This window comes from Klebsiella sp. C360 (assembly GCF_048822415.1).
GTDB classification, from domain to species: Bacteria; Pseudomonadota; Gammaproteobacteria; order Enterobacterales; family Enterobacteriaceae; genus Klebsiella; species Klebsiella quasipneumoniae.
Genome location: NZ_JBMEZZ010000001.1, coordinates 601,570 through 623,611, shown reverse-complemented (window position 1 = coordinate 623,611; position 22,042 = coordinate 601,570). Strand labels below are relative to the sequence as shown.

Below are 22,042 nucleotides of genomic sequence, written 5' to 3'. Positions count from 1 at the left end.
GGGTTTTTTAGCAGGTTAGGGTGAGACTCGGCAGGGATAAACGTCCTAGACGTTTTTACGCTCAATCGTCTGTTCACCCCAGAACAGCGCATCTTTATCGGTTTTGGCAAAGGCCAGCGCCAGCACTTCGTCGCTGCCTTCCTCCCAGATTTGCTCCGCCAGTTTTTCATCATAGTGGGCGACTTCGAAAATCGCCTCGGCGATCTCCGGCGAGGTGTTACGTAAACTTGCCCATTCGCCGACGCGATGTGCTTTTGCTTCTTGAGTTGGCATAGTGCTCCTCCTGCGGAAGATTAGCCGTGCAGTTTAACGGCCAGTTTGGCGACATGTTCACCCTGATAGCGGGCGATGGCTAACTCTTCCTCGCTTGGCTGACGCGAGCCGTCGCCGCCGGCAATGGTGGTGGCGCCATAAGGCGTCCCGCCGCGGACCTGGGAGATATCGAACAGCTCCTGGGCGCCGTAGCCGATCGGCACGATGATCATGCCGTGGTGGGCCAGCGTCGTCCAGGTGGAGGTAATGGTTTGTTCCTGGCCGCCGCCGGTGCCGGTTGAGCTGAATACGCTGGCGATCTTGCCATACAGCGCGCCGGATGCCCACAGGCCGCCGGTCTGATCGAGGAAGGTGCGCATTTGTCCGGACATATTGCCGAAACGAGTCGGGGTACCAAAGATGATGGCGTCATACTCAGCCAGTTCCTGCGGCGTAGCGACAGGCGCGTTTTGCGTTTTACCGCCTGCTTTGGCAAACGCTTCTGCCTGCATGGTTTCCGGCACGCGCTTCACAACCACCTCAACGCAGTCCACCCGGTTCGCCCCATCGGCGACGGCATGAGCCATGGTTTCAATGTGTCCATACATGGAATAATAAAGCACCAGAATTTTAGCCATTTCCATCACTCCTCGGTTGCATTATAAGCCAGCCAAATAGCTGGTACCTTTAAAGATAAAGCCTCTGCCGAAGAGTGCAAATCCAACGGGCATTTATTTGATTTATAACAAAATGACAAAGCATTATTTACTTTTCCTTGCGCAGCGCGGCCTGAGCGGCGGAGAAGCGGGAAGCGATGCCTCCGCCATTCTGGCCGGTGCGGCGAGGATGTAGCATCAGGATACATTTTCGCTAACTATTTTTTCTTCGTCAGCAGAGGAAGTTAGCGCCATCCCGCGGCGCGAGGGGATTTTTTTCGCCAGCCTTTGTTTCTGAATGTGACATTTGCCATCGTCAGCGGCAGTCATTCACTAACCTTATAGATACGCGGCAGGACAGCGGCGTCGCCGCTCCCGCGTAATGCACTATGATGTCTAACCTAATGGAGGTCAGTAATGGCAAACCATCGTGGCGGTTCTGGCAACTTTGCTGAAGACCGTGAAAGAGCATCAGAAGCAGGACGTAAAGGTGGCCAGCATAGCGGGGGGAATTTTAAAAATGACCCTCAGCGCGCCTCAGAGGCTGGTAAAAAAGGGGGTAAAAACAGTCACGGTAGTCGTGAGAGTTAACGCGCGACTCGCACTGTTCTCTTTGATGCGGTGTTAATCTCCCCGACCCAAGCGCATCGCCCTCGCCGCCGGCATCAGCCGGCGGTTTTTTTTTAGCTGTCGGAGGTTGCGCTCCCGCCGGGCCGATTGCACACTGGTCGCCCGTTAATCGTCATGGCTGTTTTATGTCTTCGTTAAAATTCTCCGTTAGCCGCCAGGAAGCGCTCCTTATCTTGATCACCATGTTCTGGGGAGGGACCTTCCTTGCCGTGCAGTATGCGGTCAGCCTCAGCGGGCCGCTGTTTTTTGTCGGCCTGCGTTTCGCGACCGCCGCGCTGGCGGTGGGTCTGCTCTCGCTGCGCACCCTGCGCGGTATGACATGGCTGGAGGTGAAGGCGGGGGTGGCGATTGGCGTGGCGATTGCGCTGGGGTATGGGCTGCAGACCTGGGGACTGCAGTCGATCTCCAGCAGTAAGTCTGCCTTTATCACGGCGATGTATGTGCCGCTGGTGCCGCTGCTGCAGTGGCTGTGCCTGGGTCGTATGCCGGGGGTGATGTCCTGCGTGGGGATTGTGCTGGCCTTTATCGGTTTGATCCTGCTGGCCGGGCCGGAAAACAATCTGCTGGCGCTTGGCGTGGGGGAGATGATCACGCTGGCGAGCGCGCTGGCGATTGCCGCGGAGATTATCCTTATCAGCGCCTGGGCCGGGAAAGTGGATGTTCGGCGGGTGACGGTGGTGCAGCTGGCGACCGCGTCGCTGGTGGCTTTCGCCGCCATGAAGCCGGCCGGTGAGTCAGTGCCGCCGTTGACGCCGGCGCTGCTCGGCGTGGCGCTGGGGCTGGGCATTTTCAGCGCGATCATTCAGGTGACCATGAACTGGGCGCAGCGCAGCGTCTCGCCGACGCGGGCCACGCTGATCTATACCGGCGAACCGGTGTGGGCCGGTATTTTTGGCCGGTTGGCCGGTGAGCGTCTGCCGCTGCTGGCCCTCCTCGGCTGCGTCTTTATCCTCGCGGGCGTGCTGGTGAGCGAGCTGAAGTGGAAGCGCAAACCGCCGCCGCAGATGTCAACGAATAACGATGCGCAGCCGCTCCCGGACCTGGCCGATCGTCGCGAGCCGTAATCTTTCTTTCTGTCCCGGCAGCGGCGCTTATTCTGCCAGGCAAATGGCGAGGTTCCATCAGGCCATATCCCTCAGCCGTCGTACCCGTCCTGGTGCCGGATGGCGGTATAAATGCCTTATCCGGCCTACATAACCATCTCTATATCAGATGGTTAACTCTCATCGTAGGCCCGCGCAAGCGCAGCGCCGCCGGGCGATGGCATCAGGCACGGCGTCGCTTTTATGCCGGGTGGCGGTTGCACCTTACCCGGCCTACGTTCGTACGACCTGCCGTTAATTTATTCACCATTGTTGCTGAAACTGCCGGTGCTGACGGCCTCAAAATCGCTGAGACGTTCCCGGCAGGCCGGGGCAGCCCGCATGGATGCGGGCTGAGGGCCGTGTTTTGCACGGACGCTGCCTCGGCCCGACCCGAAGCCTGCAGGTATAAGTCGAAGGCACCACGCAGTGGCGATTTTGCTGGCCGGAGCCCGGGGGTACAGGGGGCGGCGGCGACTGGCCGCCCCCTGTGCGCTCCCTGCGCCAGGAGAGGCATAACGCAGAAGACCTATCGGGAGCGCCATCTGCCCGGAAATAACACAGAACAACCGTTTTGCCGGGGCGAAACCGTTGCAAACCGATAACCGTATCAAATTATCCAGCCCTGATGGTCAGTCGGCCCACGCCAGCGCAGCGCCGCCGTGAGGTCAGGCTCAGTACCCGTGGCGATGCCGGATGGCGGCATAACTGCCTTATCCGGCCTACAGGCACACATCACCCAGGCCCGCGCAAGCGCAGCGCCGCCGGGCGATGGCATCAGGCACGGCGTCGCTTTTATGCCGGGTGGCGGTTGCGCCTTACCCGGCCTACGTTCGTACGACCTGCCGTTAATTTATTCACCATTGTTGCTGAAACTGCCGGTGCTGACGGCCTCAAAATCGCTGAGACGTTCCCGGAAGGCCGGGGCAGCCCGCATGGATGCGGGCTGAGGGCCGTGTTTTGCATGGACGCTGCCTCGGCCCGACCCGAAGCCTGCAGGGATAAGTCGAAGGGACCGCGTAGCGGCGATTTTGCTGGCCGGAGCCCGGGGGTACAGGGGGTGGCGGCGACTGGCCGCCCCCTGTGCGCTCCCGGCGCCATGAGAGACATAACGCAGAAGACATATCGGGAGCGCCATCTGCCTGGATATAACCCAGAACAGCCGTTTTTCCGGGGCGAAACCGTTGCAAACCGATAACTGTATCCACTTATCCGGCCCCCACCGCTCCCTGCGCCAACGCTGCGCCAACGCTGCGCTAATGTGGCTTAAACCGGCGTTACCCTGGCCTCCTTCGCCTCACGCGTCCCGCGATGAAGCAGCGCGTGCAGCAGGATCGCCCCGAAGGTGGCGGTACCAATCCCGCCCAGCGTAAAGCCGCCCAGCGACAGCGCGAAATCGCCGGCGCCCAGCACCAGGGTCACAGACACCATGATCAGATTGCTGTTCTGGCTGAGGTCGACGCGGTTTTGCACCCAGATCCGCGCCCCGGCGACGGCGATCAGGCCAAAGACCACGATCGAGGCGCCGCCGATCACCGGCCCGGGAATGGTGTGGATTAATGCGCCGAATTTCGGCGAGAAGCCCAGCAGCATGGCAATCAGCGCCGCGGCGACAAACACCAGCGTCGAGTAGACCTTGGTCACCGCCATGACGCCGATGTTCTCCGCATAGGTCGTGACCCCGCTGCCGCCCACCGAGCCGGAGAGCATGGTCGCCAGACCATCGCCGACGAAGGCGCGCCCCATGTACGGATCCATATTGCGCCCGGTCATCCCGGCGACGGCCTTCAGGTGCCCGAGGTTCTCGGCCACCAGGATCACCGCGACCGGGGCAATCAACATCATCGCCTGGCCGTTAAAGGATGGGGTGGTAAAGTGCGGCAGCCCGAACCACGCCGCCTGGGCGAGGGGAGAGAAGTCCAGCGGTTTGCCGAGGCCAAAGCCGTTAGCCAGCAGGGCGTACAGCGCGCAGGCGACGATCAGGCCGACCAGGATCAGCAGACGCTGCAGCATCCCGCGGGTAAAGACCGCGACTATGCCGATACAGAGCACGGTTAACACCGCCATCCAGCTGTCGAAGGCGCTGGCGGAGACGCTGCGCACGGCAATCGGCGCCAGGTTCAGGCCGATAGCCATCACCACCGCCCCGGTCACCACCGGCGGCATCAGGCGCTCGATCCAGCGGGTGCCGATCTTCATCACCACCAGACCGATCAGGGTATAGACCAGCCCGCAGGCGATGATCCCGCCAAGGGCGACGCTGAGGTGAGGGTTGAGTCCCTGGCCGTTAAAGCCGGTAATGGCGATCACCACCCCGACAAAGGCGGCGCTGGAGCCGAGATAGCTCGGTACCCGTCCGCCGGTGACGACAAAGAACAGCAGGGTGCCGACCCCCGACATCAGTATGGACAGGTTTGGGTCGAGCCCCATCAACAACGGCATCAGCACCGTCGCGCCGAACATCGCAACGGCGTGCTGCACGCCCATCACCAGCGTTTGCCCGGCCGATAAGCGTTCATCGGGCGCGACAACGCCGGATTCGGCGGCGGGGGAGGTCAGCTTCCAGCGAGGAAAATCGAAGAGTGCCATGATGATATCCCGGGTTAAAGGTTAACAAGCGGGTCGCATAAGCGTGTGATAGCCGCGGTCAAACCACATCAGACCCCGGGGTTCCGGGTGACGGGTAATGGCCACGACGTGACAAAACAGAATGTCGTGCGTGCCGACGCTGACGCGCTGGTCGATGCGGCAGTCAAAGCTGACCAGCGCCGCCTCCAGCCGCGGGCAGCCGGTGGCGCCGGTCTGCCAGTCGGCGGCGGCAAAGCGCTCGTCCATCGCCGTTTTACCGCCAAACAGCGTTGACAGCGCCTCCTGTCCCGCCGCCAGGGTATTGACGCACAGCATGTGGTGTTCGCTGAACACCGGCCACACGGAGGCTGAGCGGTTCAGACAGACCAACAGGGTCGGCGGGGTGTCGGTCACGCTGCAGACCGCGCTGGCGGTAAAGCCCGCCCGGCCCGCCGGGCCATCGGTGGTAATAATGTTAACCGCGGCGCCGACGCGGGCCATGGCGTCACGAAAACTCGCTTTGTCCGCTAACTTCATCGCCAACTCCTTATGCCAGCAGGCAGGCTTCATCAAAGGACAGACGCGGCAGGCGGCCATACAGTTTGCCGGGGTCGCCATAGCCGATGTTCACCAGCAGGTTGCTTTTCCAGCCGTTGTCGGCGAAAAACGCTGCATCGACTTTTTCCCGATCGAAACCGGACATCGGCCCGGTGTCGAGTCCCAGCGCCCGGCAGGCGAAAATCAGATACGCCGCCTGCAGGGAGCTATTGCGAAATGCGGTCTCTTCCGCCAGCTGCGGGCTGGAGGTGAACCAGCTGCGGGCATCGCCGTGGGGAAACAGGGTCGGTAGCCGGTCGTAAAAGGCGCTGTCCCACGCCACGATGGCGGTCACCGGCGCCTGCATGGTTTTCTGCAGATTGCCGCTGGAGAGCGTCGGGCGGAGCTTCTCTTTGCCTTCCGCGCTGCGCACGAACACGATGCGCGCCGGCGAACAGTTGGCGGAAGTCGGCCCCATTTTCATCAGGTCCCAGACTGCCTGCAGCTGCGCATCGCTCACTGGCTTATCCAGCCAGCCGCTGTGGGTCCGGGCCTGGGTAAACAGCGTCTCGCAGGCCGTCTGGTTTATCGCGTCGTTCATCGGGTCTCCCTGGCGACCGGCAGCATAGCGGCCAGCCCGTCGCGTAAAATGGTATTAAAGGTATCGGCGTCGGTGACGTTGCAGGCATGCCCGCCCCACGGCATTTCCACGCGCTGGCTGCCGGGGATCGCCGTCTGCAGCACGCGGGAGCAGGAGGCCGGGACCAGCAGGTCGTCAGCGGCGCTAACCATCAGCGTCGGGCAGGCGATGGCAGCCGCGCGACGGGAAAAATCAGCCTGCTTCAGGGCCTGCAGCCGCTTCAGCAGGTTCTCCTTGCCCTGAAAATGGCTGATGGCAAGCGCATCTTCGGCTTCGAGGCGCGGCAGGCGCGCGGCCATCCATTCCGCCGGGTAGAGAAACAGCGGCTGCGCTTCGACCCACGCCTGCGCGCCGCCGGCATGCAGCAGACGCTCGCGCACCAGGAAGCAGCGGCGGGTGTGCGGCGACAGCGACAGCCAGCCGTTGACCAGCACCAGGGCGCTCACCGCCTCGGGGCGATCGAGCGCCAGCTGCAGGCCAATCAGCGCCCCCAGCGCGTGGCCCACCAGCGCGAAGCGGGCGATCCCCGCCGCCTGCAGAGCGCTGAACAGCTCCCCGGCCATCGTCGCCATGCTGTAGTCGGCGGGCAGCGGACCGGCGTTCTCCCCGGTCCCGTTATGGTCATAACTTACCAGCTGATACTGTTCCTCCAGCGCCGCGCGCTGCGCCAGCCAGTAGCCGCCGCCGCCGCCCAGACCTGCGCTGAGGACCACCACCGGCGCGCCGGGCCATGGGGCCGGAGCAATATTGAGCCTCATCATGTCGGGGTTCCGATATGGGCGACGCTGGCGATTTCCACCAGCGCATCAGGCTTCACCAGCCCGCACTGAATGCAGAAGCGCGCGGGTTTATCGCCGGGGAAGAACTCGGCGTAAACCTCGTTAATCGCGGCGTAATTTGTCCAGTCGGTGATAAAGATGCTGTTGAAAGTCACATCCGCCATACTCCCGCCCGCCGTTTCGATAACGCACTTGATGGTCTCCAGCACGTGGCGGGTTTGCGCCTTTGGGTCGCCGATGTGCACCACATTGTTTTGCTTATCAAACGGCAGAGTGCCGGAGACGTAGATCACGCCATCGGCGAGCGTCCCCGGAACAAAGGGGGCAATCGGCGTGGTGGTGCCTGGCGGAATAATCACCTGTTTAGGCATAACGTTTCTCCTGGGCTAAAGACAGCGGGGTGGCAGGGGACAGCGCGCGGCAGAAGCTCTCGACGTCGCTGACCCAGCCGAAAAAGGTTTCTATATTGAACAGCGCCGCCTGCTGGGCGAAGGCCGGTCCGGCCTGATGGGTAGCATCCTCCAGCACCACGCCGAAGTATTCGAGGAAGAAACCATCGCGCAGCGTCGATTCGACGCAGACGTTGGTGGCGATCCCGGTGAACACCAGATGACGGATGCCGCGGCTGCGCAAAATGCTGTCGAGCGGAGTGTTAAAGAAGCCGCTGTAGCGCGGTTTCGGCAACACGATGTCGCCTTCCTGCGGCGTCAGCTCGTCCACCAGCTGATAATCCCAGCCGCCTTTCGCCAGCAGCTTGCCCTGCAGTTCCGGGCGCTGACGCATCGTTTTCAGCGCGTTGGACTTATGGTAGTTCGGCGAGCCCGGGCCGCCGGCTTCAACATACTGGTCATCCCAGCCGTTCTGGAACCAGATAATCAGCATGCCCGCGGCGCGGGCGGCGGCGACGGCGGTATTAATATTGTCGATAACCGGCCGGGTGGCGGAGACGTCAAATCCGGCGAGATCCAGATAACCGCCCAGGCTGGCGTAGGCGTTCTGCATATCGACAACAATCAGCGCGCTCTGCTGCGGCGCGAAGGTCAGGGATTCCGGGCGAGCGGGAAGGGTAATCATCAGGCCACCTCACGGGTAACAGGAGCAATATGGTCCCGGCAGCGCATCAGCGGCTGAATGCGTTCGCCAAAGGCGTCGATGCCGGCAAGAAAATCATCAAAGGTCAGCAGCACGCCGTCGGTGCCGGGCACGCTCGCGACTTCATCAAGCATACGGGCGACGCTGGCATAGGATCCGACAAGGGTGCCCATGTTGATATTGACCGCCGAGGTGGGGTCGGCCATCTGGCGCACGTTGGTATCGCTGCCGGAGCGGGTGTCTTTCTGACTCTGCTCGGTGAGCCACGCCAGCGCTTCTTCATCGGCGCCCGCTTTGTAGTGCTCCCATTTGGCGCGCGCCGCTTCGTCGGTTTCGTCAGCGATCACCATGAACAGCACATAGGAGCCTACGTCACGGCCGGTTTTTTCCGCCGCCTGCATCATACGCGCCGCGGTCGGCGCGAAGGCCGTTGGCGTGTTGACCCCTTTGCCAAAGCAGAAGTTATAGTCGGCGTGCTGGGCGGAGAAGGCCATGCCGGCGTCGCTCTGCCCGGCGCAGATCACCTTCATCGGCTGCGAAGGGCGCGGGCTGACCCGGCAGTCGTCCATGGTGAAGTAGTCGCCTTTGAAATCGCTGCGCCCGGTGCCCCACAGGTCGCGGAGCACCTGAACGTATTCGGTGAGATAGTCATAGCGGCTGGCGAAATAGTCATCCCCTGGCCAGATGCCCATCTGGTCATATTCCGGTTTTTGCCAGCCGGTCACCAGATTGACGCCAAATCGGCCGCCGGAGATGGAGTCGATGGTGGAGGCCATCCGGGCGACGATCGCCGGCGGCAGCGTGAGGGTGGCGGCGGTGGCGTAGATCTGGATCTTCGAGGTCACCGCGGCCAGGCCGGCCATCAGGGTGAAGGACTCCAGGTTGTGATCCCAGAATTCGGTTTTCCCGCCGAAGCCGCGCAGCTTGATCATGGAGAGCGCGAAGTCGAAATGGTAGTGCTCGGCTTTCTGCACGATAGCCTTATTCAGTTCGAAGGTCGGCATATACTGCGGGGCATGGGTGGAGATCAGCCAGCCGTTGTTGCCAATGGGAACGAAAACACCAATTTTCATACCTACCTCTCTACAGTCATGGAAGATGGGTTGCGGTGGCGCGGCATCCTGCCTCTCCCTGGACCACCTCGCAGAAGAGGTAAAGCAAACGCAATGCCAGTTTTATAAATGCTAATGTTATTAATGTGTTGCTATTGGGTTGCTAAAAAGGACGATAAAAAAGTGGACTGGATGGTCAAAATCAGTGCACGAAAAAACGGCAGTCATGCGCAATCAGGGTGCATGGGGTCGTGTCGGCGAAGGGCTTTTGCTATGCTGGTGGCGTCAACTGAAGGAGAGGATGTATGGCACAGGGCGCGGTGAAGAAAAACGGCAAACGTTCACAAGCGGTCAGCGCCAAAAAGGAGGCCATCCTGGCCGCCGCGCTGGAGGCATTTTCGCAATTTGGTATTCACGGTACGCGGCTGGAGCAGGTGGCTGAGCGCGCCGGGGTGTCGAAAACCAATCTGCTCTATTACTACCCTTCGAAAGAGGCGCTGTACGTGGCCGTTCTGCAGCAGATCCTCGCCATCTGGCTGGCGCCGCTGAAGGCCTTTCGCGAGGATATTAGCCCGCTGGTGGCGATCCGCGAGTATATTCGTCTGAAGCTGGAGGTGTCCCGCGATCACCCCCAGGCCTCGAAGCTCTTCTGCCTTGAGATGTTGCAGGGCGCGCCGCTGCTGATGGGCGAACTGACCGGGGATCTGAAAGCGCTGGTCGATGAGAAATCGGCGATTGTTTCCGGCTGGATCGACCGCGGCAAGCTGGCGCCGGTCGATCCGCAGCATTTAATCTTTATGATCTGGGCCACTACCCAGCATTACGCCGACTTCGCCACCCAGGTGGAGGCGGTCACCGGCGCCACGCTGCAGGACGCGGCCTTTTTTGAGCAAACGGTCGATAATGTCCAGCGGATGATTATCGAAGGCATTCGCGTCCGTTAATTGGCCGGCGGCAGCGGGCAGCTTTGATCGCCGTCCTCGCACTGCAGCAGCGAGGCGAGGAAAGATTCCCGCTCCACGCTCTTATCGGTCATGCACTGGCTCACCAGCATCGGCTGCATGCTGCCGCCTTCGGCTCCGGACGCGAGGAAAGCGCAGTCGGCGTCGCGCAGGGCGATCCATGCCTGCTGGGCCTGCTTCAGTAATGTCTGCTGTTTACCCACCGCACGCTGCAGAGCCTGCTGCCAGGTGTCGTTCAGCTTTTTGTCGGCTGCCTGATACTGCGCGGCCGCGCACTGATTCATTTCGGTTTGGGTGTTGGCGTTGCTGCACTCGTCCGCCAGCGCCGCGCCGCTGGCCAGCAAGACCGCCGCGGCAAATAACATGCGTTTCATTGTTCTGCTCCCATAAAAAAGGCTCCCGTCCGGGAGCCTTAATTAAGCACAGCTGACGTCGGCTGTCATTAGCTGATCGCATCGCCGATTTCCCGGATGGCGGCGCACAGCGCCACCGGGGAGCCCGTCTTAGCCGATGGTCATCAGGCTGGCGTTACCGCCTGCCGCCGCGGTGTTGACGCTCAGCGAACGCTCGATGTACAACCGCTCCAGCAGCAGATTGGTTTCGCCGCGGGCGAAGCCCTGCACGGAGACAATCGCCCCGTCGCGCGCCGCCACCTGCTCGCACAGCTCGCGCAGCTGGTCGGAGTCGCCGTGATAGATAACCGCGTCGAAGGCCTGGCCAGGCAACTGATCCGCTTTGGCGAAACGGATCCGCTCGCTGACGTCCCGCGGGAGTTTCTTCGCCAGATCGCGCTGCAGGGCGCTGTCCGGCCACAGCACTTCACAACCGACCGCCAGCACGGCCGCCAGCTGGATCAGCGCATCCTGCTCATTATCCGCCACGCACAGCACGCGCTCGCGAGGCATCAGCGTCAGGGTGTTGCGCTCGCCGGTGGGCCCCGGAAGCAGGCGTTGGGTGCCGCTTTGCGCCTGCTCGCTGTACTGCTGGCACAGCGCCTGCAGCTCAGGACGGCCCGCCGCCCACTGCTGCAGCGCCTGCAGCGGTTTTTCCAGCAGCGTTTTCAGCTGGGCGTCCAGCGGACGCTCTGCATCCTGGCGGGCGAAGGTCACGCCAACCGCGCCCTGCGGACGGCTGGAGAGCAGGCGGTAAAGGTACAGCGGACCGCCTGCTTTTGGACCGGTACCGGACAACCCTTCGCCGCCGAACGGCTGCACGCCGACCACCGCGCCAACCATATTGCGGTTGACGTACAGGTTGCCCACCTTCGCGCTGCCGGTGACCTGGGCGATGGTCTCGTCGATACGGGTATGTACGCCGAGGGTCAGGCCGTAGCCGGAAGCGTTAATCTGCTCCACCAGTTTGTCCAGCTCGTTACGGTTATAGCGCACCACGTGCAGCACCGGGCCGAAGACCTCTTTTTTCAGTTCGTCGAAGCTGTCGAGTTCGATAAGCGTCGGCGGCACAAAGGTCCCGTGGTTCCATTCGCGGGCGTCTTCGCTATTCTCGCGCACCGCCTGATAGACGGTGCGGCCTTTGGCGCGCATCGTCTGAATATGGCGTTCGATATTCTCTTTCGCTTCCGCATCGATAACCGGGCCGATATCGGTGGTCAGGCGGCCGGGATTGCCCATCCGGCACTCGCTCATCGCGCCGCGCAGCATGGTTAAGGTGTGGTCGGCTACCTCTTCCTGCAGGCAGAGGACGCGCAGGGCGGAGCAGCGCTGACCGGCGCTGTCGAACGCGGAAGCCAGGACGTCGATCACCACCTGCTCGGTAAGCGCCGACGAGTCGACGATCATCGCGTTCATCCCGCCGGTTTCGGCGATCAGCGGCGTTGGGCGTCCCTGAGCGTCGAGGCGGCTGGCGATATTGCGTTGCAGCAGGGTGGCCACTTCGGTGGAGCCGGTGAACATCACGCCGCGCACGCGCTCATCGGATGTCAGCGCGGCGCCGACGGTTTCCCCGCGGCCCGGCAGCAGCTGGATCACCCCTGGCGGCACGCCGGCTTCCAGCAGGATCGCCACGCCCTGGGCGGCGATAAGCGGCGTCTGCTCGGCCGGTTTCGCCAGCACGCTGTTGCCGGCCGCCAGCGCGGCGGCAATCTGCCCGGTGAAGATCGCCAGCGGGAAGTTCCATGGGCTGATGCAGACCACCGGACCCAGCGGACGGTGGGTTTCATTATCGAAATCGTCGCGCACCTGACCGGCGTAGTAGTGGAGGAAGTCAACGGCTTCGCGCACTTCGGCGATGGCGTTGCTGAAGGTTTTACCCGCTTCGCGCACCAGGATCCCCATCAGGGTCGGCATCTGGCTTTCCATCAGCACCGCGGCGCGCTCAAGAATGGCGGCGCGCTCCTGCGGCGGGGTGGCGAACCAGATGGGCGCGTTATTGATAGCGCTGGTGAGCGCCTGCTGCACTTCGTCATCGCTGGCTTCGCGGACGTAACCGACGATATCCTTCGGCTCCGCCGGGTTGACCACCGGCTGCATCTCGCCTTCGGCCACCGGCTGCTCCAGCATCGGCAATGCCTGCCATTTATGCAGGGCGCTGTTGAGCAGGGAAGAGGAGAGGGAGGCCAGACGATGCTCGTTAGCCAGATCCAGACCGGCGGAGTTGCTCCGGCCGCTGCCGTAGAGATCGCGCGGCAGCGGAATTTTCGGGTGCGGCAGACCGGCCTGGCCTTCCTGCTGCGCCAGTTTTTCCACCGCACTGACCGGGTCGGCCACCAGCTCGTCCAGCGGCAGGGTATTGTCCGCGATACGGTTGACGAAGGAGGTATTGGCGCCATTCTCCAGCAGACGACGCACCAGATACGCCAGCAGCGTCTCGTGGGTGCCCACCGGGGCGTAGATCCGGCACGGCCGGTTCAGTTTGCCGTCGGCGACTTTGCCCACCACCTGCTCGTACAGCGGTTCGCCCATGCCGTGCAGGCACTGGAACTCATACTGGCCAGGGTAGTAGTTCTGGCCCGCCAGCTGGTAGATAGCCGCCAGAGTATGGGCGTTGTGAGTGGCGAACTGCGGATAAATCAGGTTCGGCACCGCCAGCAGCTTTTTCGCGCAGGCGAGATAGGAGACGTCGGTGTAAACCTTGCGGGTGTAGACCGGGTAGCCTTCGAGACCTTCCATTTGCGCGCGTTTGATTTCGCTGTCCCAGTAGGCGCCTTTCACCAGACGGATCATCAGGCGACGACGGCTGCGGGTGGCGAGATCGATCAGCGCGTCGATGACGAACGGGCAGCGCTTCTGGTAGGCCTGAATAACAAAACCGATGCCGTTCCAGCCCGCCAGCTCCGGCTCGAAGCACAGTTTTTCCAGCAGGTCGAGGGAGATCTCGAGACGGTCGGCCTCTTCAGCATCGATGTTAATGCCGATGTCATACTGGCGCGCCAGCAGGGTCAGCGATTTCAGACGCGGATAGAGCTCTTCCATCACCCGGTCATACTGGGCGCGGCTGTAGCGCGGGTGCAGAGCCGAGAGCTTAATGGAGATGCCCGGGCCTTCATAAATGCCGCGGCCGTTGGAAGCTTTGCCGATGGCATGGATCGCCTGCTGATAAGAGACCATATAGGCCTGGGCGTCGGCGGCGGTCAGGGCCGCTTCGCCGAGCATATCGTAGGAGTAGCGGAAACCTTTATCTTCCAGCTTGCGGGCGTTAGCCAGCGCTTCGGCGATGGTTTCCCCGGTGACGAACTGCTCGCCCATCAGGCGCATCGCCATATCCACGCCCTTACGGATCAGCGGTTCGCCGCTCTTGCCAATGATGCGGTTCAGCGAGCGTGAGAGGCTGGTTTCGTTGTGGGTGGAGACCAGTTTGCCGGTGAACAGCAGCCCCCAGGTGGCGGCATTGACGAACAGCGACGGGCTGCGGCCGATGTGCGACTGCCAGTTGCCGTTGCTGATTTTGTCGCGGATCAGCGCATCGCGGGTGGCTTTATCCGGAATACGCAGCAGGGCTTCCGCCAGGCACATCAGCGCCACCCCTTCCTGTGAGGAGAGGGAGAACTCCTGCAGCAGACTCTGCACCATGCCGGCGCGGCCGCTGGCGGTCTTCTGGTTGCGCAGTTTTTCCGCCAGCTGATACGCCAGCTTATGCGCCTGCTCGCCCAGCGGCTGCGGCAGTCGGGCCTGCTCCAGCAGCATCGGCACCGCGTCGGTTTCCGGGCGACGCCAGGCGGCGGTGATCGCCGCGCGGCTAACCGACTGCGGCAGGATCTGCTCGGCGAATTCGAGGAACGGCTGATACGGCTCTTCCGCCGGGGAACCCGCTTCATCGCTTTCATTGGCGGCCCCGGAGAGCAGCGCCGGCAGTTCGGGCAGCGTTTCGTCGTTCTCCAGCTTTTCCAGATAGTTGAAGATGGCCTGCTTAATCAGCCAGTGCGGCGTGCGGTCAATGCGGCTCGCGGCGGACTTAATGCGCTCGCGGGTTGCGTCGTCAAGCTTAACACCCATGGTGGTGGTGCCCATGCTCAAAACTCCTGTCATTTATCGTTAGGCTTATGCGGTTGCCTGGAAATATCCACTATGTTGCAACTTTGTGCAACCTTGTTAATTGAGGCGTGTGACGAAAGCCGTGAAATGGCTGATTTGTTAAAAATAGTGCCTAAAATAGCAGAATTTTAACCCCGGGCTCATAGGGTATTTGTATGCGTGAGTTAACACTTTTGTTTGGTGCAACCTTTAAAAACGTGAGAGAGTGCAACCTCTCGCAAATTGACGTTTTGCGCCGTCGGTTTTTCGTGTAAATGCTGTGTTAAATCGTTTGTGAAAAACCGAAGCTTCCGTCAGGATACGGTCGCCCAATTAAACAATGCGCCATTACCCCGTTCCGGTAGTGGAAAAAAACGACGAAGTTGGACGCTGTCGATAAAAATTCTGGAGACTTTGCATGGCTATTAGCACACCGATGCTGGTGACATTTATTATTTATATTTTTGGTATGGTATTAATAGGGTTTATTGCCTGGCGTTCGACCAAAAACTTTGATGATTATATTCTCGGGGGACGCAGTCTGGGGCCATTTGTGACCGCGCTTTCCGCCGGCGCCTCGGACATGAGCGGCTGGCTGCTGATGGGCCTGCCGGGCGCCATTTTCCTCTCCGGGATTTCCGAAAGCTGGATCGCCATCGGCTTAACGCTGGGGGCGTGGGTTAACTGGAAGCTGGTAGCCGGGCGCCTGCGCGTGCATACCGAGGTGAATAATAACGCCCTGACGCTGCCCGATTATTTTACCGGCCGTTTTGAAGATAAAAGCCGGGTGCTGAGAATTATTTCAGCGCTGGTTATTCTGCTGTTCTTTACCATCTATTGCGCCTCGGGAATTGTGGCGGGGGCGCGTCTGTTTGAAAGCACCTTCGGCATGAGTTATGAAACCGCGCTGTGGGCCGGCGCGGCGGCGACGATTATCTATACCTTTGTCGGCGGCTTCCTCGCCGTCAGCTGGACGGATACCGTGCAGGCCAGCCTGATGATTTTCGCGCTGATCCTCACCCCAGTGATCGTGATTATTTCCGTCGGCGGCTTTGGCGATTCGCTGGAAGTCATTAAGCAAAAGAGCATCGAAAATATCGACATGCTGAAAGGGCTGAATTTTGTGGCGATTATTTCGCTGATGGGCTGGGGGCTGGGTTATTTCGGTCAGCCGCATATTCTGGCGCGCTTTATGGCGGCAGATTCGCACCACAGCATCGTCCACGCGCGTCGCATTAGTATGACCTGGATGATCCTCTGCCTCGCCGGGGCGGTGGCCGTCGGCTTCTTTGGTATCGCCTACTTCAATAGCAACCCGAGCCTGGCGGGCGCGGTTAACCAGAACGCCGAGCGCGTGTTTATCGAACTGGCGCAAATCCTGTTTAACCCATGGATTGCCGGGATCCTGCTGTCGGCGATTCTGGCGGCGGTGATGTCCACTCTGAGCTGTCAGCTGCTGGTCTGCTCCAGCGCGATTACCGAAGACCTGTATAAAGCCTTCCTGCGTAAAAACGCCGGTCAGAAAGAGCTGGTGTGGGTGGGCCGGATGATGGTGCTGGTGGTTGCCCTGGTGGCGATTGCCCTGGCGGCCAATCCGGAAAACCGCGTGCTGGGTCTGGTGAGCTATGCCTGGGCCGGCTTCGGCGCCGCCTTTGGTCCGGTGGTGCTGTTCTCGGTGATGTGGTCGCGCATGACCCGTAACGGCGCGCTGGCCGGGATGGTGATTGGCGCCCTGACCGTGATCGTCTGGAAGCAGTTTGGCTGGCTGGGCCTGTATGAAATTATTCCGGGCTTTGTCTTCGGCAGCATCGGGATCGTGGTCTTTAGCCTGCTGGATAAAGCGCCGTCGGCCAGCATGCAGCAGCGCTTCGCCGAAGCGGATGCCCACTACCATACGCCGCCGCCGGTACGCGCCACGGCTGAGTAAGATCAACTGATGTTCACGAGCCCGCCGCTGGCGGGCTTTTTTTGCCTGTTGCCGGACCGGAATATTATAACCCTTGCTAATTATTTGAAAATCCGCTGATATTTCCTGACTAATAACAATGAGGATAGCAAAGATGACGTTCAGACAGGGTGCAATGGCGCTGGTGCTGGCAGGGTTACTCAGCGGCTGCGCGGCGGGTGGAAGTTCGTCGACCAGCGCGCCGAAGCCCGGCGCCTGCCCGGCGGATAAGTCCATGGTGCAAACCACGCTTTACTTCGGCCTGAGCCGCCCGGCGGGGAAAGACATCACCCCTGATGAGTGGCAACAGTTTGTCGACCGTGACGTCACGCCGCGCTTTCGCGACGGGCTGACGGTGTTTGACGCTCGCGGCCAGTGGCTGGGCCAGGATGGACAGGTGGTGCGGGAGCAGAGTAAGGCGCTGATGGTGATCCATGGCAACGACGCGCAGAGCGAGGCCGGTATTGAGGCGCTGCGCCAGGGCTATAAATCACGGTTCGCGCAGGAGTCGGTGATGCGTGTCGACCAGCCGGTCTGCGTACAGTTCTGAGTTAACGGCGGGGGCAGCCCCGCCGTTTGTCTTACAGCACCAGCCCGGCGAAGCTGGCCGAAAGCAGGCTCACCAGCGTGGCGCTATACACCAGCCGCAGGCCGAAGCGGGAGACAATATTGCCCTGCGGTTCATTCAGGCCTTTGATCGCCCCGGCGATAATGCCGATCGAGGCAAAGTTGGCAAACGATACCAGAAAGACCGAGAGAATGCCGAGCCCGCGCGGCGTCATGCTAGCGGCAATCTTTTGCAGCTCAATCATCGCCACAAATTCGTTCGCGACCAGCTTGGTGGCCATGATGCTGCCGGCGTTCAGCGCATCGCTCAGCGGAATGCCGATAAGCCAGGCCAGCGGATAGAAGACGTAGCCGAGGATCTGCTGGAAGCTGAGGCCAAACAGGGTAGCGAACAGCGCGTTAATGGCGCTGATCAGCGCGATAAAGCCGATCAGCATCGCCAGAATAATCATCGCCACCTTAAAGCCGGCCAGAATATATTCCCCGAGCATTTCAAAGAAACTCTGCGATTCATGCAGCTTCTCCAGCTTTATTTCCTGCTCGCTGCCCGGCCGCGTCGGGTTAATCACCGACAGCACGATAAAGGTGCTGAACATATTCAGGATCAGCGCCGCGACGACGTATTTGGCGTCCAGCATGGTCATATAGGCGCCGACGATCGACAGCGATACGGTCGACATGGCCGTCGCCGCCATGGTGAACAGACGCCGCGAGGAGAGGTCGCCCAGCACGCCTTTGTAGGCGATGAAGTTTTCTGACTGGCCGAGGATCAGTGAGCTGACGGCGTTAAAAGATTCCAGCTTACCCATGCCGTTGACCTTCGACAGCAGGGTGCCAATGACGCGAATAAAAATCGGCAGGATCCGCCAGTGCTGGAGAATACCAATCAGCGCGGAAATAAACACAATCGGACACAGGACGCCAAGGAAAATAAAGGCTAAGCCTTTTTCGCTCATGCCGCCAAAGACGAAATTGGTCCCTTCGGCGGCAAAGCCTAATAGCGAAGCAAAAAAGCCGGAGATATTTTTCACCAGCCACAGGCCGCTTTCGGCGTGCAGGAAAAAGAAAGCGAGCGCTATTTCGATAATAATCAACTGGAGAATATAACGAATACGAATTTTTTGTCTGTCATAGCTGACAAGCCAGGCCAGGGCGAGGATCACCGCCAGCGCCAGCAGGAAATGAAAAAATGCAGTCATGTTGTTCTTTTCGAAGGTCAATAAGGCCGCCATTTAGCCATAGCCGCTGCGACGGGTAAATATCTGACGTAAAAAATCCTTTGCTTATTCTTTTCCCTCATAACAGGCGAATATTTTCATAAGTCATTATTTGCCAGCGATTTATTTACAACTGATCATCATTCTCTGCACATTTTGCTTGTGTTTCTGAGTATTGTAATGATAATCACTATCATAAATATTACCTGTTTTTGCATTCATTGACGGTGCTTTACATTTAAGGGTATTGGCATGTTTGTCCCATTTCTCATTATGTTACGCGAAGGCCTGGAGGCGGCGCTGATTGTCAGCCTGATCGCCAGCTATCTGAAACGCACCCAGCGCGGCAACTGGATTGGCGTGATGTGGATTGGCGTGATCCTCGCGGCGGCGCTGTGTCTTGGCTTAGGCATTTTTATCAACGAAACCACCGGTGAATTTCCTCAGCGTGAACAGGAGCTGTTCGAAGGGATTGTCGCGGTCATCGCGGTGGTGATCCTGACGTGGATGGTCTTCTGGATGCGCAATGTCTCACGCAACGTCAAGCAGCAGCTGGAGCAGGCCGTGGACAAGGCGCTACAGCGCGGCAATCACCATGGCTGGGCGCTGGTGATGATGGTCTTTTTCGCGGTCGCCCGTGAGGGGCTGGAGTCGGTCTTCTTTCTGCTGGCGGCATTCCAGCAGGATGTCGGCATCTGGCCGCCGCTGGGGGCGCTACTGGGGCTGGCCACGGCTATCGTACTGGGCTTCCTGCTCTACTGGGGCGGTATCCGCCTCAACCTCGGCGTGTTCTTCAAATGGACCAGCCTGTTTATCCTGCTGGTGGCCGCTGGCCTGGCCGCGGGGGCGATCCGCGCCTTCCACGAGGCGGGCCTGTGGAACCTGTTCCAGGAGACCGCCTTCGATCTGAGCGCTGTGCTGTCGACGCATACGCTGTTCGGCACGCTGCTGGAAGGGATCTTCGGCTACCAGGAGACGCCAAGCGTCAGCGAAGTGGCTGTTTATCTGCTTTATCTGATCCCGGCGCTGGTGCTGTTTGCGCTGCCGCCGCGAAATAATACGACTGCCTCGCGGGCTGCCTGACCGGGCGCTGCGAGCTTATAAGCGACACTCTACTTACCGAAAGGGATGATCATGATGATTCATTTTCGCCGTAATGCGCTGCGGGTGACCGTGGCCGCGCTGCTCTGCTCTGCATTCGGTGCTCAGGCTGCGGATATCCCGCAGGTCAAAGTCACCGTCAACGATAAACAGTGCGAGCCGATGCAGGTGACCGTTAACGCGGGTAAAACCCAGTTTATTATTCAGAACCACAGCCAGAAAGCGCTGGAGTGGGAGATTCTGAAAGGGGTAATGGTGGTGGAAGAGCGTGAGAACATCGCGCCGGGCTTTACCCAGAAGCTCACCGCGAACCTGCAGCCGGGCGAATATGACATGACCTGCGGCCTGCTCACCAACCCGAAAGGCAAACTGATCGTCACCGGCGCCGCCACCAAAGACGCGGCGAAAGCCGATGCGGTGCTGAGCCTCGGCGAAGCGATCACCGCTTACAAAGCCTATGTGACGGCGGAAACCGCGCAGCTGGTCAGCGGCACCAAAGCCTTTACCGACGCGGTGAAAGCGGGCGATATCGAAAAAGCGAAAGCGCTGTACGCCCCGACGCGCCAGCATTACGAGCGCATCGAGCCGATCGCCGAGCTGTTCTCTGACCTTGACGGCAGCATCGACGCCCGCGAAGACGATTTCGAGAAAAAAGCGGAAGATCCGAAATTCACCGGTTTCCACCGTCTGGAAAAGGCGCTGTTTGGCGATAACAGCGTCAAGGGCATGGAAAAATATGCCGATCAGCTGAACAGCGATGTGCTGGAGCTGCAAAAACGCATCAGCGAGCTGGCGTTCCCGCCGTCAAAAGTCGTGGGCGGTGCGGCAGGATTAATTGAAGAAGTCGCGGCCAGCAAGATCAGCGGTGAAGAAGATCGCTACAGCCATACCGACCTGTGGGACTTCCAGGCCAATATTGACGGTGCCCAGAAAATTGTCGACCTGCTGCGCCCGCAGCTGCAAAAAGAGAACAGCGCGCTGCTGGCGAAAGTGGACGCCAACTTTAAGAAAGTGGACAGTATCCTCAGCAAATACCGCACCAAAGACGGTTTCGAAACTTACGATAAGCTGACCACCGCTGACCGTAATGCGCTGAAAGGGCCGATCACCACCCTGGCGGAAGATCTGGCTCAGCTGCGCGGGATCCTGGGTCTGGACTAAGTCGATGGCACAACAGAAACCACACGACGTGAACGAGCCGTCACGTCGTCGCTTACTGAAAGGGATCGGCGCGCTTGGCGGCGCGCTGGCCATCACCGGCGGTTGCCCGGTGGCGCATGCGGCAAAAGCGGAAAGCTCCCCCGGGACGCTCGCACCCGACGCGCGTCAGGAAAAACAGCCATTCTACGGCCGGCATCAGGCGGGCATTCTGACGCCGCAGCAGGCCTCGATGATGCTGGTGGCGTTCGACGTGCTGGCGTCAGATAAAGCCGACCTCGAGCGTCTGTTCCGGCTGCTGACCCAGCGTATCGCCTTTTTAACCCACGGCGGCCCGGCGCCCGATACGCCTAATCCCCGGCTGCCGCCGATGGATTCCGGCATCTTAGGGCCGTGGATTGCCCCGGATAACCTGACCATCACCGTCTCGGTCGGCCATTCGCTGTTTGATGAGCGCTTTGGTCTCGCGGATAAAGTGCCGAGAAAACTGCAGCCGATGACTCGCTTCCCCAATGATTCGCTGGATGCCGCCCTGTGCCATGGCGACCTGCTGCTGCAGATCTGCGCCAATACTCAGGATACGGTGATCCACGCCCTGCGCGATGTCATCAAACATACGCCGGATTTGCTCAGCGTGCGCTGGAAGCGGGAAGGGTTTATCTCCGATAGCGCGGCGCGCAGCAAAGGCAAAGAGACCCCCATCAACCTGCTGGGTTTCAAAGACGGCACCGCTAATCCGGCGAGCCATGACAGCGCGCTGATGGATCAGGTCGTGTGGGTAACGGCGGATCAGGACGAGCCGGCCTGGGCCGTGGGCGGCAGCTATCAGGCGGCGCGCATCATCCAGTTTCACGTCGAGTTCTGGGACCGGACGCCGCTGAAAGAGCAGCAGACGATCTTTGGCCGCGACAAACACACCGGAGCGCCGCTGGGGATGAAAAACGAGCACGATACCCCGGATTACAGCAACGATCCTGGCGGCGAGACGATCGCGCTGGATAGCCATATTCGTCTGGCCAATCCTCGCACGCCGGAAACCCAGTCCAGCCTGATGATGCGCCGCGGCTACAGCTATTCGCTGGGCGTCACTAACGCCGGGCAACTGGATATGGGGCTGTTGTTCGTTTGCTATCAGCACGATCTGGAAAAGGGTTTTCTGACGGTGCAGAAACGGCTTAACGGCGAGGCGCTGGAGGAGTACGTCAAACCCATTGGCGGGGGCTACTTCTTTGTTTTACCCGGCGTAGTGGATGACAAGCACTACCTGGGACAGACGCTGCTGCAGGCCTGATACCGACCCTGTCCGCAAGGGCAGGGCGTTTTCTGCTGTTTTTC

The 22,042-nt window shown here is 60.4% G+C and carries 20 protein-coding genes; 8 read left to right on the top strand and 12 right to left on the bottom strand.

Going from position 1 to position 22,042, the window contains the following annotated elements; translation table 11 throughout:
- Positions 1 to 45: 45 nt before the first annotated feature.
- Together ACOI7D_RS03215 and wrbA are read right to left on the bottom strand one after the other, a co-directional pair.
- Positions 46 to 273, bottom strand: coding sequence for a YccJ family protein (locus tag ACOI7D_RS03215; RefSeq protein WP_008805934.1), 228 nt, complete (start codon positions 271 to 273; stop codon positions 46 to 48).
- Between the two features lie 20 nt (positions 274 to 293).
- Complete coding sequence (gene wrbA, locus ACOI7D_RS03210) at positions 294 to 890, bottom strand: NAD(P)H:quinone oxidoreductase (protein WP_281166436.1); 597 nt, start codon at positions 888 to 890, stop codon at positions 294 to 296.
- A gap of 435 nt (positions 891 to 1,325) precedes the next feature.
- Between wrbA and ACOI7D_RS03205 the strand changes: the two genes are divergently transcribed.
- Positions 1,326 to 1,499 carry a general stress protein gene (locus ACOI7D_RS03205; protein ID WP_002898708.1) on the top strand — a complete coding sequence of 58 codons (174 nt, stop codon included), beginning with the start codon at positions 1,326 to 1,328 and terminating at the stop codon, positions 1,497 to 1,499.
- A gap of 164 nt (positions 1,500 to 1,663) precedes the next feature.
- On the top strand, positions 1,664 to 2,602 hold the full coding sequence (locus ACOI7D_RS03200) for a DMT family transporter (RefSeq protein ID WP_087824692.1): 939 nt from the start codon (positions 1,664 to 1,666) through the stop codon (positions 2,600 to 2,602).
- Between the two features lie 1,284 nt (positions 2,603 to 3,886).
- On the opposite strand, the gene rutG is transcribed toward ACOI7D_RS03200, so the two are convergent.
- From rutG to rutA, 7 genes are read right to left on the bottom strand one after another with little or no spacing between them, the layout of a single operon-like run.
- Positions 3,887 to 5,209: a pyrimidine utilization transport protein G gene (gene rutG / locus ACOI7D_RS03195; RefSeq protein ID WP_008805937.1), complete on the bottom strand. Its 1,323-nt coding sequence runs from the start codon at positions 5,207 to 5,209 to the stop codon at positions 3,887 to 3,889.
- 21 nt (positions 5,210 to 5,230) lie between these two features.
- The gene (rutF, locus tag ACOI7D_RS03190) at positions 5,231 to 5,725 is read right to left on the bottom strand and encodes an NADH-dependent FMN reductase RutF (protein WP_109547554.1); all 495 of its coding nucleotides are present in this window, start codon (positions 5,723 to 5,725) and stop codon (positions 5,231 to 5,233) included.
- A gap of 10 nt (positions 5,726 to 5,735) precedes the next feature.
- Positions 5,736 to 6,326: a malonic semialdehyde reductase gene (locus ACOI7D_RS03185; protein ID WP_109547553.1), complete on the bottom strand. Its 591-nt coding sequence runs from the start codon at positions 6,324 to 6,326 to the stop codon at positions 5,736 to 5,738.
- A complete protein-coding gene (rutD, locus tag ACOI7D_RS03180) occupies positions 6,323 to 7,126 on the bottom strand; it encodes a pyrimidine utilization protein D (RefSeq protein ID WP_044522016.1) in 804 nt (267 codons plus the stop codon). The genes ACOI7D_RS03185 and rutD overlap by 4 nt, the downstream gene beginning before the upstream one ends.
- Entirely contained in the window at positions 7,123 to 7,515 is a 393-nt protein-coding gene (rutC, locus tag ACOI7D_RS03175; protein ID WP_032455320.1) for a pyrimidine utilization protein C, read from the bottom strand. Before rutC ends, rutD begins: the two co-directional genes overlap by 4 nt.
- Positions 7,508 to 8,218, bottom strand: coding sequence for a pyrimidine utilization protein B (rutB, locus tag ACOI7D_RS03170; RefSeq protein ID WP_044522018.1), 711 nt, complete (start codon positions 8,216 to 8,218; stop codon positions 7,508 to 7,510). Before rutB ends, rutC begins: the two co-directional genes overlap by 8 nt.
- Entirely contained in the window at positions 8,218 to 9,309 is a 1,092-nt protein-coding gene (gene rutA, locus ACOI7D_RS03165; protein ID WP_109547552.1) for a pyrimidine utilization protein A, read from the bottom strand. Before rutA ends, rutB begins: the two co-directional genes overlap by 1 nt.
- Positions 9,310 to 9,593: 284 nt before the next feature.
- Between rutA and rutR the strand changes: the two genes are divergently transcribed.
- Positions 9,594 to 10,232, top strand: coding sequence for an HTH-type transcriptional regulator RutR (gene rutR, locus ACOI7D_RS03160; RefSeq protein ID WP_004204508.1), 639 nt, complete (start codon positions 9,594 to 9,596; stop codon positions 10,230 to 10,232).
- On the opposite strand, the gene ACOI7D_RS03155 is transcribed toward rutR, so the two are convergent.
- Both ACOI7D_RS03155 and putA read right to left on the bottom strand, forming a co-directional pair.
- The gene (locus ACOI7D_RS03155) at positions 10,229 to 10,624 is read right to left on the bottom strand and encodes a lysozyme inhibitor LprI family protein (RefSeq protein WP_023289101.1); all 396 of its coding nucleotides are present in this window, start codon (positions 10,622 to 10,624) and stop codon (positions 10,229 to 10,231) included. The two genes, rutR and ACOI7D_RS03155, sit on opposite strands and share 4 nt — an antisense overlap.
- 129 nt (positions 10,625 to 10,753) lie before the next feature.
- Positions 10,754 to 14,716 carry a trifunctional transcriptional regulator/proline dehydrogenase/L-glutamate gamma-semialdehyde dehydrogenase gene (putA, locus tag ACOI7D_RS03150; protein WP_023289102.1) on the bottom strand — a complete coding sequence of 1,321 codons (3,963 nt, stop codon included), beginning with the start codon at positions 14,714 to 14,716 and terminating at the stop codon, positions 10,754 to 10,756.
- 421 nt (positions 14,717 to 15,137) lie between these two features.
- Here putA and putP point away from each other — a divergent pair, with 421 nt between their 5' ends.
- Together putP and ACOI7D_RS03140 are read left to right on the top strand one after the other, a co-directional pair.
- The gene (gene putP / locus ACOI7D_RS03145) at positions 15,138 to 16,646 is read left to right on the top strand and encodes a sodium/proline symporter PutP (protein WP_049013716.1); all 1,509 of its coding nucleotides are present in this window, start codon (positions 15,138 to 15,140) and stop codon (positions 16,644 to 16,646) included.
- 133 nt (positions 16,647 to 16,779) lie between these two features.
- A complete protein-coding gene (locus tag ACOI7D_RS03140) occupies positions 16,780 to 17,214 on the top strand; it encodes a DUF3574 domain-containing protein (protein WP_109547551.1) in 435 nt (144 codons plus the stop codon).
- A gap of 31 nt (positions 17,215 to 17,245) precedes the next feature.
- Here the strand turns inward: ACOI7D_RS03140 and ACOI7D_RS03135 are convergent, their stop codons facing one another.
- The gene (locus ACOI7D_RS03135) at positions 17,246 to 18,430 is read right to left on the bottom strand and encodes a NupC/NupG family nucleoside CNT transporter (RefSeq protein ID WP_002898911.1); all 1,185 of its coding nucleotides are present in this window, start codon (positions 18,428 to 18,430) and stop codon (positions 17,246 to 17,248) included.
- Between the two features lie 270 nt (positions 18,431 to 18,700).
- Between ACOI7D_RS03135 and efeU the strand changes: the two genes are divergently transcribed.
- The 3 genes from efeU to efeB are packed head-to-tail and all read left to right on the top strand — an operon-like array spanning position 18,701 to position 21,998.
- Positions 18,701 to 19,531 carry an iron uptake transporter permease EfeU gene (gene efeU / locus ACOI7D_RS03130; protein WP_032452417.1) on the top strand — a complete coding sequence of 277 codons (831 nt, stop codon included), beginning with the start codon at positions 18,701 to 18,703 and terminating at the stop codon, positions 19,529 to 19,531.
- 51 nt (positions 19,532 to 19,582) lie between these two features.
- Positions 19,583 to 20,710 carry an iron uptake system protein EfeO gene (gene efeO / locus ACOI7D_RS03125; protein ID WP_023289107.1) on the top strand — a complete coding sequence of 376 codons (1,128 nt, stop codon included), beginning with the start codon at positions 19,583 to 19,585 and terminating at the stop codon, positions 20,708 to 20,710.
- A 4-nt stretch (positions 20,711 to 20,714) separates the two neighbouring features.
- A complete protein-coding gene (gene efeB, locus ACOI7D_RS03120; RefSeq protein WP_023289108.1) occupies positions 20,715 to 21,998 on the top strand; it encodes an iron uptake transporter deferrochelatase/peroxidase subunit in 1,284 nt (427 codons plus the stop codon).
- Positions 21,999 to 22,042 lie beyond the last annotated feature (44 nt).